General features: G+C 65.4%; 13 protein-coding genes. 6 read left to right on the top strand and 7 right to left on the bottom strand.

The genetic code is table 11. The annotated features are described in order from the left end of the window. Positions 1–8 precede the first annotated feature (8 nt). Both GR328_RS16360 and GR328_RS16355 read left to right on the top strand, forming a co-directional pair. Positions 9–1,214 (top strand): peptide ABC transporter permease, encoded by a 1,206-nt coding sequence (locus GR328_RS16360; RefSeq protein ID WP_160885596.1) that lies wholly within the window; start codon positions 9–11, stop codon positions 1,212–1,214. A gap of 93 nt (positions 1,215–1,307) precedes the next feature. Continuing rightward, positions 1,308–2,477, top strand: coding sequence for a M20 aminoacylase family protein (locus GR328_RS16355; protein WP_160885595.1), 1,170 nt, complete (start codon positions 1,308–1,310; stop codon positions 2,475–2,477). 40 nt (positions 2,478–2,517) lie between these two features. Here GR328_RS16355 and ribA read toward each other — a convergent pair whose 3' ends face one another. After that, positions 2,518–3,630, bottom strand: a complete 1,113-nt coding sequence (ribA, locus tag GR328_RS16350; protein WP_160885717.1) for a GTP cyclohydrolase II RibA — start codon at positions 3,628–3,630, stop codon at positions 2,518–2,520. Between the two features lie 222 nt (positions 3,631–3,852). Between ribA and GR328_RS16345 the strand changes: the two genes are divergently transcribed. After that, positions 3,853–4,815, top strand: coding sequence for a hypothetical protein (locus GR328_RS16345; protein WP_160885594.1), 963 nt, complete (start codon positions 3,853–3,855; stop codon positions 4,813–4,815). Here the strand turns inward: GR328_RS16345 and GR328_RS16340 are convergent. Then, the gene (locus GR328_RS16340; protein WP_160885593.1) at positions 4,778–5,737 is read right to left on the bottom strand and encodes a DMT family transporter; all 960 of its coding nucleotides are present in this window, start codon (positions 5,735–5,737) and stop codon (positions 4,778–4,780) included. The genes GR328_RS16345 and GR328_RS16340 overlap by 38 nt on opposite strands. Positions 5,738–5,966: 229 nt before the next feature. On the opposite strand from GR328_RS16340, the gene GR328_RS16335 reads away from it, so the two are divergent. Then, complete coding sequence (locus GR328_RS16335) at positions 5,967–6,239, top strand: hypothetical protein (protein ID WP_160885592.1); 273 nt, start codon at positions 5,967–5,969, stop codon at positions 6,237–6,239. Between the two features lie 181 nt (positions 6,240–6,420). Here GR328_RS16335 and GR328_RS16330 read toward each other — a convergent pair whose 3' ends face one another. After that, positions 6,421–8,199 carry an SLC13 family permease gene (locus tag GR328_RS16330; RefSeq protein WP_160885591.1) on the bottom strand — a complete coding sequence of 593 codons (1,779 nt, stop codon included), beginning with the start codon at positions 8,197–8,199 and terminating at the stop codon, positions 6,421–6,423. Positions 8,200–8,264: 65 nt separating this feature from the next. Then, the gene (locus GR328_RS16325) at positions 8,265–8,729 is read right to left on the bottom strand and encodes a CAP domain-containing protein (protein WP_160885590.1); all 465 of its coding nucleotides are present in this window, start codon (positions 8,727–8,729) and stop codon (positions 8,265–8,267) included. A 155-nt stretch (positions 8,730–8,884) separates the two neighbouring features. Here GR328_RS16325 and GR328_RS16320 point away from each other — a divergent pair, with 155 nt between their 5' ends. Beyond that, on the top strand, positions 8,885–10,132 hold the full coding sequence (locus tag GR328_RS16320) for a BaiN/RdsA family NAD(P)/FAD-dependent oxidoreductase (RefSeq protein WP_160885589.1): 1,248 nt from the start codon (positions 8,885–8,887) through the stop codon (positions 10,130–10,132). A 17-nt stretch (positions 10,133–10,149) separates the two neighbouring features. Further along, positions 10,150–11,952 carry a DNA helicase RecQ gene (gene recQ / locus GR328_RS16315; protein WP_160885588.1) on the top strand — a complete coding sequence of 601 codons (1,803 nt, stop codon included), beginning with the start codon at positions 10,150–10,152 and terminating at the stop codon, positions 11,950–11,952. 96 nt (positions 11,953–12,048) lie between these two features. Here the strand turns inward: recQ and GR328_RS16310 are convergent, their stop codons facing one another. From GR328_RS16310 to GR328_RS16300, 3 genes are all read right to left on the bottom strand, one after another. Continuing rightward, on the bottom strand, positions 12,049–13,167 hold the full coding sequence (locus GR328_RS16310) for a Gfo/Idh/MocA family protein (RefSeq protein WP_160885587.1): 1,119 nt from the start codon (positions 13,165–13,167) through the stop codon (positions 12,049–12,051). Positions 13,168–13,582: 415 nt separating this feature from the next. Beyond that, a complete protein-coding gene (locus GR328_RS16305) occupies positions 13,583–14,368 on the bottom strand; it encodes an ATP-binding cassette domain-containing protein (protein WP_160885586.1) in 786 nt (261 codons plus the stop codon). Continuing rightward, a complete protein-coding gene (locus GR328_RS16300; RefSeq protein WP_246215926.1) occupies positions 14,368–15,510 on the bottom strand; it encodes an ABC transporter permease in 1,143 nt (380 codons plus the stop codon). Before GR328_RS16300 ends, GR328_RS16305 begins: the two co-directional genes overlap by 1 nt. Between the last annotated feature and the right edge of the window lie 28 nt (positions 15,511–15,538).

Below are 15,538 nucleotides of genomic sequence, written 5' to 3'. Positions count from 1 at the left end.
CTAGCCTGATGGTTCGCTCCGCCTCCCCTACGGCCCATCCATCCACCGACGCCGCCGCCCTGCTGCGGCGCCTCGGTTTCGCGATTCTGCTGTTCGCCATCCCCTTGGCCGCGCTCTTCACCCGCCGGGCTCTGGTGGTGATGGCGCCCCTGGCCGTGGCGCTCATCGGCATGGCGGCCTTTCTGGACGGCAGTGCGAAGACCCCTTTGCAGAAGGCGATCGGTATCGCGACCTCGCGGGCGGGTATCGCCGGGTTCGTTCTGGTGCTCTGGTCAGCCCTGTCGCTGATCTGGACCCCTTTCGTGCCGCAGGCGTCGGAACGGCTCCTCAACATCATCGCCATGGGCCTGATGGCCGTGGCGGGCTATCTGGCCCTGCCGGAACGGATGCGCTCGGCCAACCTGTATCTGCTCCCGGTCGGGGTGGGCCTTGCCGCCCTGATCGGAACCGTCATGCTCCTGCGGGAGGATGGCCGCCTCGAGCCCGACGGGCTGGGGGTGGAGCGTGGGATGGTGGTTCTCGTCCTGCTGCTCTGGCCCGCGCTGACATGGCTCCATTCCCGCGGGCGGAACCTGGAAGCCGTGGCGCTTGCCCTGGCCGTGGCCGTAGGCACCGTCCTCACGGCGGATCCCCTGCCCCTCATCGGCCTTGCTGTCGGCGCCGTTGCCTTTGCCCTGACAGCGGCGCTCCCGCAGACCGGCTCGCGTCTGATCGGCTTCCTGATGGCAGGGCTTCTCATATCCGCACCTGTTCTGCCCTTCCTGCTGAAGCCGGTTGCCGAACTCGCCGGAGCCGGTTCCGCGGCCGGAACGCTCGACATGTGGCAGGCGCTCGTGCTCAAGGAGCCCCTGCGCTTTCTGACCGGTCATGGTCTCGAGACGGCCTGGCGCGGACGCCTGTTCGGCCTCTTGCCCCATGCTGCCCCGTTCAGTCTCCTGTTCGAGATCTGGTACGAGCTTGGCATCGTGGGGGCCATGTCCGGAGCCGTGCTGCTCTCCCAGGCGGCCCTCGGCGCAGGAGGGCATCGTCCCATCCTCGGCCCCGGCATCATGGCGTCCTTCGCATCCGCCTTCGCCTTCGGCGCCTGCGGCATCGGCACCGCCCAGGTCTGGTGGTTCACGGCACTCGTCGTTCTGGTGCTGGTTTTCGTGGCCGTCGAGCGCGGGCAGTTCCGCACCAAACGCCCGAAGGCCATTCTGCGCCGCCTGCGCTGAGACGGGCCTCACCCGGAGCCCTGCCAACGAGTTGACCGGTGCCCCCCGCCTCTGGTTCGCTGGCGGCTGTTCGATTCTTGCAAAGGAACTCCCATGCCCATCATCAACCGCGTTGCCGATCTTGCCGACGAGATCACCGCATGGCGCCGGGATTTTCACGAGAATCCCGAACTCGGATACGACGTTCACCGCACCGCCGGAATCGTTGCCGAAAAGCTGAGGAGCTTCGGATGCGACGAAGTGGCGACCGGAATCGGACGCACGGGCGTCGTCGGCGTCATCAAGGGAAAGACGGATTCGTCCGGCAAGGTCATCGGCCTGCGCGCCGACATGGACGCGCTGCCGATCCTGGAGGCGACCGACCTGCCCTACAGATCCAAGGTGCCCGGCAAGATGCATGCCTGCGGCCATGACGGCCACACGGCCATGCTCCTGGGCGCTGCGAAATACCTTGCCGAGACCCGCAACTTTGACGGAACGGCGGTGGTGATCTTCCAGCCCGCGGAAGAAGGCGGCGGCGGCGGCGACGCGATGATCCGGGACGGCCTCATGGAACGCTTCGGCATCCAGGAGGTCTACGGCATGCACAACTGGCCGGGCGTGCCCGTCGGGCATTTCGCCATGCGCGCAGGCCCGACCATGGCGGCGGCCGACCGGTTCACGATCACGATCGAAGGCAAGGGCGGGCATGCGGCCTATCCCCACAAGTGCATCGACCCCATCGTCACGGCGGCTCATGTGATCACCGCCCTGCAATCCGTGGCATCCCGCAGCATCGACCCTCTGGATTCCGTCGTGGTATCCGTCTGCACCATCAAGGCCGGCGATACCTTCAACGTCATCCCGCAGACGGCCATGCTGCTTGGTACCGTGCGCACGCTCTCGCCCGCTGCCCGCGACGCGGCGGAGGCGCGGATCCGCGCCATCGTGGAGAACACCTGCGCAACCTTCGGGGCCACCGCCTCCATCGAGTACAAACGCGGCTATCCGGTAACGGTGAACGACGCCGGGAAAACCGAATTTGTCGCCTCGGTCGCGAAGGCCGTCGCCGGCGAGGGCGCCGTGCAGACGAACTTCCCGCCGGAAATGGGCGCCGAGGATTTCTCCTACATGCTGGAGAAGCGCCCGGGGGCCTATGTCTTCCTCGGCAACGGGGAGACGGCGGGCGTGCATCACCCCGCCTACGACTTCAACGATGCGGCCACACCCTATGGCGTGTCGCTCTGGGCGAAGATCATCGAAAGCGGCATGCCTGCCCGGTGATGCGTCCGGAAGGGGACATCCCGGCTGACGCGCGCGGCATTCAATCCTTGTTGGAGCAGGCCAGCAGCCCTTCCAGATCGATGTAATGCCCCGCGCGATCCCGCTTGGCGGCGAGATAGCTCACGTTCTCCGCCGTCGGCCGGCCCAGCACGCGGTGATCGGAGATCACCTGAAGACCCGCCTCGGAGAGGGCCCGGATCTTTTCCGGATTGTTGGTCATGAGACGCACCGCGCTCACTCCGAGCTTCTTCAGCATGGTGCCCGCAAAGTCGAACCGGCGCTGGTCCGCCTCGAAGCCGAGGACTTCGTCGGCTTCGTAGGTGTCGTAGCCCTGGGACTGGAGCTTGTAGGCACGGATCTTGTTGGCGATGCCGTTCCCGCGCCCCTCCTGATCGAGATAAAGCAGGATGCCGCCTTCGTTCTCGGCCATGAACTGAACGGTTCCGCGCAGCTGGTCGCCGCAATCGCATTTCAGGCTGCCGAACAGATCGCCTGTCAGACACGCGGAGTGGAGCCGTACCGTCACGGGTTGGGAGAGATCGGGCCTTCCGACGATGATCGCCACCTGATCCCGCAGGCCCTCGCCGCCGCGAAACACCACGAACTCGCTCGTGGGCGCCCCTTCGAGGGGCACCGGAGCGCGGCTGACGATGGAAAGATCCGCCGCCTTGGCGCGGCGGTAGTCGCGAATGGCGGCGCCCGTGACGCGCACCACGGACTTGTCGATCTCGATGCCTGCCGAGAGGGGCACCACGATCACGGCGGGCAGGACCAGGGACAGACGGGCGAGCTCAAGGGCCTCCTCGTCGAGGGGACCGGCGGGCCTGACCGGCGCGTCGATGCGCCCGTCGAGCCTGAGGGCCAGAACCTCGATCCGCTCCCGCTCCACGACGGGCAGGGCGAGGCGGCCAGGCCTGTCCCTCTCGAGGCCCAAGCGGCGCAGGCGAGCCGGCGGAAGGACGAGATGGGCGTGGCCGCCGGCCAGGACCTCGATCTCGGCGCTGCGGCCCTCGTCCAGATCCTCGACGCCGACCACGAGCGCGCTGCCCTCGTGCCCGTCGACCACGACGGGGCGGGCGCTGCGAAACTCCATGATCGCCCGCTCGACCGAGGTCACGGCGGGATTGTCCGACAGGCTTAAAACAAGGCGCATCATCGATGAACTCAGGGAGACCCTTCATGTCAGGGGTTCGGGACCAACAGGCTGCCGACAGCCGAGCTTGCCGCTTCGAGGCACTTTATCACAGGCTTCCCATGAACCCTAATCCCGGAGATAGGATGGCAGCCATGCCCTATCAACAGGCCGCTCGACGGGGAATGCTCGCCGGGCTATCTGTGCGGCTCATACGGCTTCGATATCTTTTGAGACGGTTTGATGGCGCGCGCATTGCTTTCCCGACTTTTCGCCCTTGGCTTCTGGGGTTTCGCCTCGATGGCGCAGGCCGCCACCCTCGACGGGCTGGCCGTCCGGGTCACGAATACGAGCGAGCCGGTGCTCTGCGCCGAAAAGGACAACGTGGCCATCAACTTCGCCTCGCCCGCGGTGAGGAGCTTCCGGATCGAGGCCGTCCACCCCGCCTATATAGGCAGCCTTCGCCAGGACCGTTGGGAGCCGGACTGGACCGCTTGCGAGGACATCTCCGAGGAAACCTCCACGAAGCCGCATCCCGTGATGCACACCCTCTACGAGGATGACCGGATCCGCATCACGGGGCTGACCTTCAGCGAGTTCTGGCGCCCCTCCAACGCCACGGTCACCATCGCAGACAAGGTTTCGCGCGACATCCACCTGCTCCAGCTCTTGAAGAAGCACGGAGGCAAGGCGGAAGAGGTGATCGCCCTCTATCCGGGCGACGGATACTGGCGCATCAAGCCGCTGCCGCCGAAGCATCTGGAATGGACCGCCTATGGCTCATCCTTCATCGTCGGCCCGGTGGAGTTCGATCAGCGCCCCGTGGCGAACTTGCAGGACGTGGCCTTCGACCCTCGGGCCATGCGCTTTACGCTCACCCTCGCCAAGGGCGGCAAGGCCCATGTCACGGTCACCGATCTCGACGAGGAGCGCATGACCCTCGACGTCGCCTTCGACCAGGCGATCGCGGGCGCGCCCTTCGCGACGTTGCGTTCCATGTACGTGACCGAGTTCAACGCGGATGTGGCGCGCATCGCCGTGCGGGAGGAAAAGGCCCGCTCCTGGCGCGAGGAGATGATCATGAATTTCCGCGATGCCACGGCCACCGATGCCTGGATGGGACGGCTCGTCCCCTCCCGCCACAACACCAGCGCGCCGGACATGATGTTCAATCGCTTCCGCGCGGAGCCGGCGCCTTCGCGCTGAGCAGCCCGGCGATCGCAGCCACAGGCCGGCCGTCGATCAGCATGAGCCCTGCCGCGATCAGAGCCATGCCGGCCATGTGCCGCGTTTCCAGCGTTTCCCCTAGGATCAGCACACCGAAGAGAATGGCGCTGACGGGGATCAGGAAGGTGACGAGGCCGACATTGGTCGCCCCCGCCCGCGCGAGCAGGCGGAAGAAGATGAGATACGCGAAGGCCGTCGAGACGAGCGCAAGCGCGAAAAGGGACAGAACCGCTCCGGTACTCGGCATGGAAAGGGTCCAGGGCCGGTCGATCATGAGGCTCACCGGCAGGAGAATGCAGCTCGAGGCCGTCACCTGCCCGGCGGCGGCCGCCAAGGGCGGGATGCCCAGGGTCTTGAAGCGGCGGCCGAACACGCCGGAGAGGGCATAGGATAAAGCCGCGCCCAGCACCGCGAGCTGCGCCAGTACGCTGGCGTTCAGCGACGCCAGGGTCGAGGCCCCGATCATCACCGCAACTCCGGCGAATCCGACGATGACCCCGCCCAGGCGCGAACCCGTCAACCGCTCGTCGCTGGTGAAGTAATGCGCCACGACGACCGTGAAGAGCGGCGTCGTCGCGTTGAGGATGGAGGCAAGGCCGCTCGCGATGTGGCTCTGCCCCCAGACGATCAGGGTGAAGGGAATGACGTTGTTGAGGATGCCCATGCCGAAAAAGGCCGCCCACACCTGACGCTCCCGGGGAAAGCGCATGCCCATGGCCCGCAGCACGACCTGCAATGCGAGCGCCGCGAGCAGGACCCGCAGCGCCACGATGGTCAGGGGCGGCAGCTCCCGCACCGTCACGCCGACGAACAGGAATGATCCACCCCAGACGACGGAGAGGAGGCCTAGCAGCGCCCAATCCGAGGCTGCAACGGTTTTCTGAATGGGAGCCTGAGACATGCGCCGGTTCCGGATGAGAAGGCTCCCTCCTGGCACGGGACACGATGGTCCGCGACCCGATTTCTGTGATGGATCTCCGATCAGCCCTCCCGCCCCTCCTGCGGATCCGCGCGCACGCGACGCGGAAAGGTTTGATTTACGAAAGATGTGGGTTGTTCCGGATCTTTACGGCTCGTTCACGCCTTGAGCGCGAGTTTAAGGGCATCACACGACCCTGGAAGCGTCAGGCATGAATCCGCAGACCTCACATCAGCCGTCCTATGGCACCGACGATTCCGGTTACGGGCAGGCGCGCGGCCATGTGCGGTCGAGCTTCTGCATCATGCCCCACACCCCGCATCCCGGGCGCAATGCCAGCTTCATCTTCGGCCGCTCGGATTCTCGCATCCGCCCGCTGCTCAACCAGGAGGAGCGGGACCGGCTGCATTGCTGGTCCATGATCATCGCCCTGGCCTCGTCAGCCGCCGGCACCACCCTGCTCCTCACCGCCTTCCTGCACTGAGCCTCTCTCGGACACCGGTTCCTGGGACGGAGCCCTTCGATACGCTGGAGGTTCGAACCCAGGATTGGATGTGCACTTGCGGGGCAGATCCGATGCTCCATCATCAGGATAGCGCATCGTTCGGTGCGGCCCGAGGGGACACGTTAGCGACAATGCGGATCCGATCTTTTCGCACGAGGTACTAGCTGAGCGGCCAGAAGAACATGATGAGCGGTGTTCCCACCACGACCACGATGATGGAGAGCGGCAGACCGAGCCGCCAGTAATCGCCGAAGCGATAGCCGCCGGGACCCATCACGAGCGTGTTGCACTGGTGCCCGATGGGTGTGAGGAAGTCGCAGGCCGCGCCAATCGCCACCGCCATCAGGAAAGCATCGGGCCTGAAACCGAGCTGGGTAGCGAAGCTCGCGGCGATGGGCGCCATCACAAGCACCGTCGCCGCATTGTTGAGGAACGGCGTCACCGCCATGGCGGCCACCATGATGAGCACGAGAGCGCCGGTAGGCGGCAGCATGTTCGCCGCCGACGACAACCAGCCCGCGATCAGATCCGTTCCGCCCGTGGTTCGTATGGATTCGCTGACGGGAATGAGCGCGCCCAGCATGACGATGATGGGCCACTCGATCGTCTCGTAAGCCTCGCGCAGGGTGAGCGAACCGAACAGAACGAGCAGAACGCCCGCACCGAAGAAGGCTATGGAAACGGGCAGCAGATTGAACGCGACGAGCACCATGGTGACGCCGAGGATGGCCACCGGCAGGAGACTGCGGCGTGCGTTGCCGAGCCGGATCTCGCGCTCGGCCAGGGGAAGGCAACCGAGATCGCGCAAGGTATCGGGCAGCTTCTTGAGATTACCCTGGAGCACGAGGACATCGCCCGCCCTCATGGTGATGGTGCGCAGGCGCTCCTTGAACCGCTCACCGCTGCGGCTCACCGCGATCAGGTTCACGCCGAATCGCTCATAGAGACCGATGCGTGCGGCGGACAGGCCGGCAAGCACCGAATTCGGGCCGACGATCGCCTCGATCACGCCGATTTCATCGCTCGCCTCGTCCATTTCAGGCAGACGGTGCTCACGGGTGAGCTTGAGACCGGCACGCGCCACGGTGCTCTCAAGTGCCTCGGATTCACCCTCCAGCATGAGAAGATCGTTCTCGCGGATCGTCATGTCAGGCAGCGGACTCGAACTGCGGGTCTCGTTGCGAATGATGGCAGCCACCTTGACCTCGCCATTGGCGAGCTTGTGCAGATCGGCGACCGTTTGCCCGACAACATCGGACTCGGCCGTGACACGCGCCTCGGTGACGTAGTCTTTGATGTTGAGCGCCTCGTCGAGGGAAGCGGCCCCCTTGCGGCCCTTGGGCAGAAGACGATAGCCAAAGGCGAGGAACACCATGCCCGCCAGTGCGATGCCGACCCCCACCGGCGTGAAGTCGAACATGTCGAAGGGCTCGCCCAGCAATTCGCCTCGCACCCGAGACACGATGATGTTGGGGGAGGTGCCCACCAGGGTCACGATGCCGCCCAGGAGAGACCCGAAGGCCATGGGCATGAGAAAGCTGGAGGGGAGCGTCTTCGTCCGCCGCGCAATCTGGAACGCAACCGGGATCATCATCGCCAGCGCACCGATATTCTTCACGAAGGCGGACAGGATCGTCACAGACGCGACCAGCGTGATCACTTGGCTCTGCTCGCTTCGCAGGTAAGGTCCCACCCAGTTGAGGGCCACCTCCAGCACACCGGATTTCGCCACCGCCGCGCTGACGAGAAGGGCGCTGGCGACAATAATGACGATGTCGTCGCTGAAGCCCGAGAAGGCCTCCTCGGCCGGCACGATGCCGACGAGCACGGCAGCCAGCAGCGCCATCACGGCGACGAGGTCGTACCGGAAGCGCCCCCAGACGAAGAGCGCCATCATCCCGGCGACGATGGCGAAGGAGAGCATTTGCTGATGTGTCATGAGGGATGTGCGTAAGTGGGAGCTTTTGCCCTAACGCGCGACGGGCCTCCTTTGTGCCCCGCTGCCTATTGCCCGAGGACGAGGGCCCAGTAGCGCCCATAGCGATTGTTGGCATCCGCGCGGGCGAGGCCGATCTTGCGGGCTTGAGGCATCAGCAGGTTGACATTGTGTCCGGGCGAAGCCTTCCAGCGGCCGATGACGCCGTCGACCGTGTCGGAACCTGCGGAGAGATTCTCCGCCGCGTAGCCCATGACGCCGAACTTATCCATGCGGCTCGCGAAATTGCCGTGGCTCAGCTTGCCCGCGGCCGCCACCACCCGAGCCTGGTATTCCGCCGCCTCGTTGAGCTTGGGGTCGACGCTCACCGGGCTCAAGCCCTTGGAGGCCCGGTAGGCGGAGATCAATCTGGCGGCTGCCGCCGCATCGCTCGTGGAGCTGGCGAGAACGGCATCCCCACCCGTGAGGGACGTATTGCCGGCGCAGCCCGAAAGAGCCAGGGCAACCAGGGCCGAGATGAAAAGAACACGCATCGACATTCCCCTCGGGGGCGGCTTGAGACACCGCTCCTCTTGAAAAAAGGTCCTGTGGCAGTCATGTGCAAAGCCATGATCCGATGCGCTGAATGCCATGATGCAGCGTGAGGGTCCAGACGGTTCCCATTCCCCTTTCCGCGTCAGCTGAGCGCATGTCCCTGCCTCCCACCCCTTCTCAGGCCGCCGTTGTCGGCGGAGGCCCTGCCGGCCTGATCGCGGCGGAAACCCTGGCCCGCGCAGGCGTTGGGGTGACTGTCTACGACCGGATGCCCTCGGTCGGCCGCAAGTTTCTCATGGCAGGCCGGGGAGGCCTGAACCTGACCCATTCCGAGGAGTTCGGGCAATTCGTTGCCCGCTACGCCGAGGCCGCCCCCGCGCTGAAGTCCCTGATCGAGGCTTTCCGCCCCGAGGATCTGCGTTCCTGGTGCGAAGGTCTGGGCCAGGAAACCTTCGTCGGGTCCAGCGGACGGGTTTTTCCCAAGGCTTTCAAGGCCTCGCCCCTGCTCCGGGCATGGCTGACCCGCCTGGAGGGGCTCGGCGTACGGTTTGCCCTCCGCCACACGTGGCAGGGCTGGGACGAGGCAGAAGCCCTGGTGTTCGCGGTCCCCGGGGGTGAGACGGTGAAAGCCAAACCCGACGCCACGATCCTCGCCTTGGGCGGCGCGAGCTGGCCCCGGCTCGGCTCGGACGGCGCCTGGACGGGCATCCTCCAGAGCAAGAGCGTCACGGTCACCCCCCTACGCCCGGCCAATATGGGATTCACCCTTGCCTGGTCCGATGTGATGCGCCGTTTCGAGGGCGAGCCCCTCAAGCGCATTGCCCTGACCTTCGAGGGTGCGATTGTGAAGGGCGAAGCGATCGTCACGGCGGAGGGTCTCGAAGGGGGCGCGGTCTATGCCCTCTCGAGCCGTCTGCGCAATGCCATCGAGCGGCAGGGCAGCGCCACGCTGTTTCTGGACCTTCGGCCCGATCTCTCCCTTGAGACCCTCACGAAGCGCCTGAGCGGGCCCCGCAAGGGCCAGTCCGCCTCCACCTTCCTGCGCAAGGCGGCGGGCTTGAATCCCCTCGGCACCGCCCTGCTTCGCGAATCAACGCCGCACCTGCCGTTGGAGCCCGAGCCGCTGGCAAGGCTCATCAAGTCCGTGCCCCTGACGCTGACGGGGACGAAATCCCTGGATAGGGCCATTTCCACCGCAGGCGGCGTTCCCTTCGGCGAGGTGGATGGACATCTCATGCTCAGGCGCCTGCCGGGCGTCTTCGTGGCGGGGGAGATGCTGGACTGGGAGGCGCCGACTGGGGGATACCTGCTCCAGGCCGCTTTTGCGACGGGGCTGGCCGCCGCCCGAGGCGCGCTGGCAGCCCTGCGGATTCCCGATGCCGCATTGACCTTGAATCCCTGATCGGCCACACCGCATCCGTGATCGACCCGCGCAAGATTCTCCACGACGTGTTCGGCTTCCCCTCCTTCCGTGAAGGACAGGAAGAAATCGTGCGTGCCGTGTTGGCCGGCGAGGACGTGCTCGCCATCATGCCCACCGGCGCGGGCAAGTCGCTCTGCTATCAACTCCCGACACTCGCGCGCGAAGGCCTGACCGTGGTCGTCTCGCCCCTCATCGCTCTGATGCGCGATCAGGTGGCGGCCCTGCGCCATTTCGGCATCGAAGCAGGCAGCCTCAACTCCGCCAACGACCCGGAGGAGAACCGCCGCGTGGTGGATTCCGTGCGCGACGGGCGCATGCGCGTTCTCTACGCCTCCCCCGAGCGGCTGGCGAATACGGGCACCACCGAGTGGCTCGGCCGCTCCGGCGTGAACCTGCTCGCCATCGACGAGGCGCATTGCGTCTCGCAATGGGGGCACGATTTCCGCCCCGAATACGCCATGCTGGGCGACGTGCGGCGGCGCCTCGGCAGCGTGCAGACCATCGCGCTCACCGCCACCGCTGACGTGGCGACCCGCGGCGACATCATGCATCGCTTGTTCGAGGACGAGCCGCGCCTCTTCATCCACGGCTTCGACCGCCCGAACTTGAGGCTCGCCATGCAGGCGAAGGAGCACGCCCGGCGCCAGCTCTTCTCCTTCCTCGACAAGCACCGGCACGAGAGCGGCATCGTCTATTGCTCCTCCCGCGACGCGACCGAGCGGCTCGCGGATTCGCTCAGTCAGGCGGGTTACCGGGCGCTTCCCTATCATGCCGGCATGCACCAGGCCGAGCGCGCCAGGAATCAGGACATCTTCCTGCAGGAGGACGGCGTGGTGATGGTGGCCACCGTCGCCTTCGGCATGGGCATCGACAAGCCGGACGTGCGCTTCGTGGCGCACGCGGCCCTGCCGAAATCCATTGAGGCCTATTACCAGGAGATCGGCCGCGCGGGCCGTGACGGCGCGCCCGCCGACACACTTACCCTCTACGGTCTCGACGATATGCGCCTGCGCCGCCTGCAGATCGAGCAGAGCGACGCGGCCGACGAGCAGAAGCGCGTGGAGCGCCAGCGGCTCAACGCCCTCGTCGCCCTATGCGAGGCGCCCCGCTGCCGCCGGCAGACCCTGCTCGCCTATTTCGGCGAGACCACGGAGCCCTGCGGCAATTGCGATCTGTGCATCGAAGGCGTCATGTCCTTCGACGGCACCATCGAGGCGCAGAAGATCCTTTCGGCCATCGTCCGCACGGGCGAGCGCTTCGGCACCGAGCATCTCATCGGCATCCTCGTGGGGGACGAGACGGAGGCCATCCTTCGCTTCGGCCACGACAAGCTGAAGACCTTCGGCGTCGGCAAGGATCGCTCGAAGAACGAATGGCGCTCCCTCCTGCGCCAGATCTACGCCGCCGGGCTCATCGGGCTGGAGCTTGCGGAATACGGCCGCTGGACCCTGACCGACAAAGGTGTCGCCGTGCTGAAAGGTCAGGAGAGGATTGAGCTGCGCTCCGACGTGCTCATCAAGCCCGCTGACCGCCGCCGCCGCCGCTCGCGCATCGAGGCGGAATCCGTTGTGCCTTCCGACGATCCCCTGCTGCTCGACCTCAAGGCGCTCCGCACCCGTCTGGCAAAGGAGGAGGGCGTTCCGGCCTACGTGATCTTCTCCGACCGCAGCCTCATCGACATGGCGGCGAAGCGTCCCGTCACCGCGCGGGGGTTCGGCGAGGTGCATGGCGTCGGCCAGGCCAAGCTCGACCGCTATGCGGATGCCTTCCTCGAAGTGCTCAAGGCCCACGCGGCTTAGAGCATCGGACGTGAAAGTGGGCACCGGTTTCGCGTGAAAAGATGCTCGCCAATCAAAAGCCAAAGAGGAAAGGTGATTTTGCGCGAGGGAAACCGTTCAAGGAGCCACCTCCGCCCAGCGCCCCTCGTGCGCACTGCGCGCCATGGCGTGAACCGTGCGCTCGATGCGGATGCCGTCCTCGAATTCGATGAGATGGGCCGTCTCGCCCGCGATGCGCCGCATCAGCTCGCGGCATTCGATGACTTTCAGATCGTTGAAGCCGAGGCCGTGCCCCGGCGCGGGAATGAACCTGTCGTACGGCGGATGCTGCGGCCCGGCGAGAATGGTGCAAAAGCCCTGGCGATCCTTCGCGCCGTCGGCGGTGTAGAGCTGTACCTCGTTCATGCGCTCCTGGTCGAAGACGATGGTGCCTTTCGCGCCGAAAATCTGCACGAAGATACGGCCCTTGCGCCCCCAGGCGGAGCGGTTGACGGCGAGCAACCCCGATGCGCCGCTCCCCAGCTCCATCAGCACCGTCGCGATGTCGAAGGTCTCGACCGCACGGCGGCCGCCGTCCGGCACGGGGCGATCCGCATGAGGTTTGACCATGTGACCGCACACGCGGCGCACGCCGCCGACGAGAACCTGAAGCAGGCTCAAGGGATGGACCCCGAAATCGTCTAGCGCGCCGTGACCGGACGAGGCTTCGCTCTTCCAGGAGAAGAGATCCTCCGGGTCGGCCATGAAGTCCTCGTCCATCTCGATGCGGACATGGTTGACCGCGCCGATCCGCCCCTCGTCGAGGATGCGGCGGATCAGGCGCATGACCGGGTTCTGGATGTAGTTGTAGCCCAGCGCCGCGACCCTGCCGGAGGCGCGCGCGGCCGCGAGCATGCGCTCCGCATCCTCGAGCCTTGTCGCCATGGGCTTTTCGCACCACACATGCTTACCGGCTTCGAGCGCCGCGATTGCCATTTCGGGATGAAAGGCGTTGGGAGTTGTGATCGACACCACGTCGATCTCAGGGCTGTTCACGAGCGTGCGCCAGTGGCCGGTCGCTTGCTCGAAGCCGAGTTCCCGCGCTTTTCTTTCAGCGAGTTCCTGCGAGGCCTCGGCCAGCATGGCAAGACGCGGGCGAGGCACATCGCCGAAGACGGAAGCGACCGCGTTCCAAGCAAGCGCGTGACACTTGCCCATGTAGCCTGTTCCGATGAGGCCGATGCTGAGCGCTGTCATGCCGTATTCCCAATCCTCCTCGCAACATCCAATCCATGCAACCGCTTCACGATGCGGAACGCTCCCATGAGTGCCAGAGCGAGTGAGGAGGCCCAAAGACCTCCCGGGACGATAGCGATGGATACGAGCGCAAGAATTGGTATGAGAAAAGAGACAAATGCTTTGAGTTCAGCTGCCCAGAGCAGTGCCAGGCTGCGACGCTCGGACAGGATCCTCTCATTCCATGCTCCACCACATGCGACGTGCTCGCTCAGCGTAAACGGCCCGCCCTCACGCTGACATCCAGGCAAGGTCGTGCCTTGCGCCGTATATGGACGGTGCACCGTGTACAGGAAGACGGCCCCAAAAGAGAAAAGCCACCCGATAATCGATCCCCCCTCAGCAACACCCTTCAAGATCCGCAAGGCACTTCGTCCTATACCATTCCGCCCAATTCCTCCGACACGGCCTGCAATTCCTTGCCGCCGGCCATGAGGTTCTGCAGTTCGTCGATGGCGATCTCCGACTTCGCATAGGTGCCGAGCGTCTTGCCGCGGTTGAGCACCGTGAAGCGGTCGCCCACCGCATAGGCGTGGCGCACGTTGTGGGTGATGAAGATCACGCCGAGGCCTTTCTGGCGCACCTGATGGATGTATTTGAGCACCATGGAGGTCTGTGCCACGCCGAGCGCCGAGGTCGGCTCGTCGAGGATCAGCACCTTCGCGCCGAAATAGACCGCGCGCGCGATCGCCACGCACTGGCGTTCACCGCCGGAGAGCGTGCCCACGGCCTGATGCGGATCGCGCACGTCGATTCCGATCTTGTGCATCTCCTCGCGGGTCACCGCGTCGCAATGGTCGAAATCCACATGACGGAAGGGCCAGACCCCCTTCACCGGCTCGCGGCCCATGAAGAAGTTGCGCGTCACTGACATGAGCGGGATCATCGCGAGATCCTGGTAGACCGTGGCGATTCCCGCATCGAGCGCATCGCGCGGGCTGTTGAAGAACACGGGCCGTCCCTCTACCAGGAATTCGCCCGATGTGGGCTTGTGCACCCCGGCGAGCGTCTTGATCAGCGTGGATTTGCCCGCGCCGTTGTCGCCGAGCAGGCAGATCACCTCACCCCGATGAACGGACAGCGACACGCCGGACAGCGCGATGACGGATCCGAAATGCTTGACGAGATTGCGGACCTCGATGAGAGGAACCTGGACGTCCATCAGCGCTCTCCCGTCACCTTGCGGCGGATGAAGTTGTTGAACAGAACCGCCAGCAGCAGCATGGCGCCCAGAAACACCTGGAACCAGTCCGAGTCGAAGCGGGTATAGGTGAGGCCAATCGAAACCATGCCGAAGATGATGGCGCCGAAGAACGCGCCGATGGCCGAGCCGTAGCCGCCGGTGAGCAGGCAGCCGCCGATCACCGCCGCGATGATGGCCTCGAACTCCTTCTGGAAACCGCGCCGCGCATCCGTCGATCCCGCATCGAGAACGGTCAGGATCGCGACCAGCGCCGCCGCGCAGGCAGTGAGCATGAAGAGGCCGGTCTTCACGCGGTCCACTGGCACGCCGGAATTGCGCGCCGCGTTGGCGTCGCCGCCCGCCGCGAAGATCCAGTTGCCCGCGCGCGTGCGCAGCAGAACCCATGTCGCGAGCAGCGCGAAGCCGATGAACCAAAGAATGGACACCGGAACGCCCGTGACCGTGGGAGTCCCGTTCGGGAATTTCGCGATGAGGTCGTTGGCGGCGAGCCACGCGAACAGGCCTTCGAGCGCATTGCCAGAGAAAATCTCGCGGACCCAATCCTCGTTCGCCGCCGCGCCGATGCCGCGCATCTGCGTGGAGCCGCCAGTCGCCCATTTCAGACCGACGAGAGACAAACCGCGCAGGATGAAGAGGAAGGCCAGCGTGACGATGAAGGAGGGCAGCCGCGTGCGGATAACGATCTGCCCGTTCAGGCCGCCGAGGACGGCGGCCACGACGAAAGTCGCCGCGATCGCCAGGAGCAGCGGCCATCCGGTGAGCGTGATGAAGGAGCCGAAGACGAGACCCGTGAAGGCCACCATGGAGCCGATGGAGAGATCGAACTCGCCGCCGATCATGAGCAGCGCCGCCGCGATGGCGAGAATGCCGAGCTGTGCCGCAGGCGAGAGAATGTTCATCACGCCCGCCAGCGAAAACATGGAGGAATCGGCGGTGGAGAGAAAAAAGATCGTGACCAGGATCAGGCCGGCCAAGGCCCCGAGTTCCGGACGGCGCATGATCTTCGTCAGGAGGGAAACCTCCTTCAGACGCTCGTCCTGGATCTGCTTGACGGCGGGAGCCGTCGTTAGATCGGCGGTCGGCTGGGTGGTGTTCACCATGAAGAGCCTCCCTCGGAAAAAACGACAC

The sequence above is a fragment of the Microvirga makkahensis genome (assembly GCF_009830105.1).
GTDB lineage: Bacteria > Pseudomonadota > Alphaproteobacteria > Rhizobiales > Beijerinckiaceae > Microvirga > Microvirga makkahensis.
This window is presented reverse-complemented; position numbering and strand designations above follow the sequence as displayed.

What these genes read in the sequence shown, in the direction of transcription:
- GR328_RS16360 (WP_160885596.1), top strand. Translation starts at nt 9, where the DNA reads ATGGTTCGCTCCGCCTCCCCTACGGCCCATCCATCCACCGACGCCGCC.
- GR328_RS16330 (WP_160885591.1), bottom strand. Translation starts at nt 8,199, where the DNA reads ATGACACATCAGCAAATGCTCTCCTTCGCCATCGTCGCCGGGATGATG.
- GR328_RS16310 (WP_160885587.1), bottom strand. Translation starts at nt 13,167, where the DNA reads ATGACAGCGCTCAGCATCGGCCTCATCGGAACAGGCTACATGGGCAAG.
- GR328_RS16320 (WP_160885589.1), top strand. Translation starts at nt 8,885, where the DNA reads ATGTCCCTGCCTCCCACCCCTTCTCAGGCCGCCGTTGTCGGCGGAGGC.
- GR328_RS16305 (WP_160885586.1), bottom strand. Translation starts at nt 14,368, where the DNA reads ATGGACGTCCAGGTTCCTCTCATCGAGGTCCGCAATCTCGTCAAGCAT.
- ribA (WP_160885717.1), bottom strand. Translation starts at nt 3,630, where the DNA reads ATGCGCCTTGTTTTAAGCCTGTCGGACAATCCCGCCGTGACCTCGGTC.
- GR328_RS16355 (WP_160885595.1), top strand. Translation starts at nt 1,308, where the DNA reads ATGCCCATCATCAACCGCGTTGCCGATCTTGCCGACGAGATCACCGCA.
- GR328_RS16300 (WP_246215926.1), bottom strand. Translation starts at nt 15,510, where the DNA reads ATGGTGAACACCACCCAGCCGACCGCCGATCTAACGACGGCTCCCGCC.
- GR328_RS16345 (WP_160885594.1), top strand. Translation starts at nt 3,853, where the DNA reads ATGGCGCGCGCATTGCTTTCCCGACTTTTCGCCCTTGGCTTCTGGGGT.
- GR328_RS16325 (WP_160885590.1), bottom strand. Translation starts at nt 8,729, where the DNA reads ATGCGTGTTCTTTTCATCTCGGCCCTGGTTGCCCTGGCTCTTTCGGGC.
- GR328_RS16335 (WP_160885592.1), top strand. Translation starts at nt 5,967, where the DNA reads ATGAATCCGCAGACCTCACATCAGCCGTCCTATGGCACCGACGATTCC.
- GR328_RS16340 (WP_160885593.1), bottom strand. Translation starts at nt 5,737, where the DNA reads ATGTCTCAGGCTCCCATTCAGAAAACCGTTGCAGCCTCGGATTGGGCG.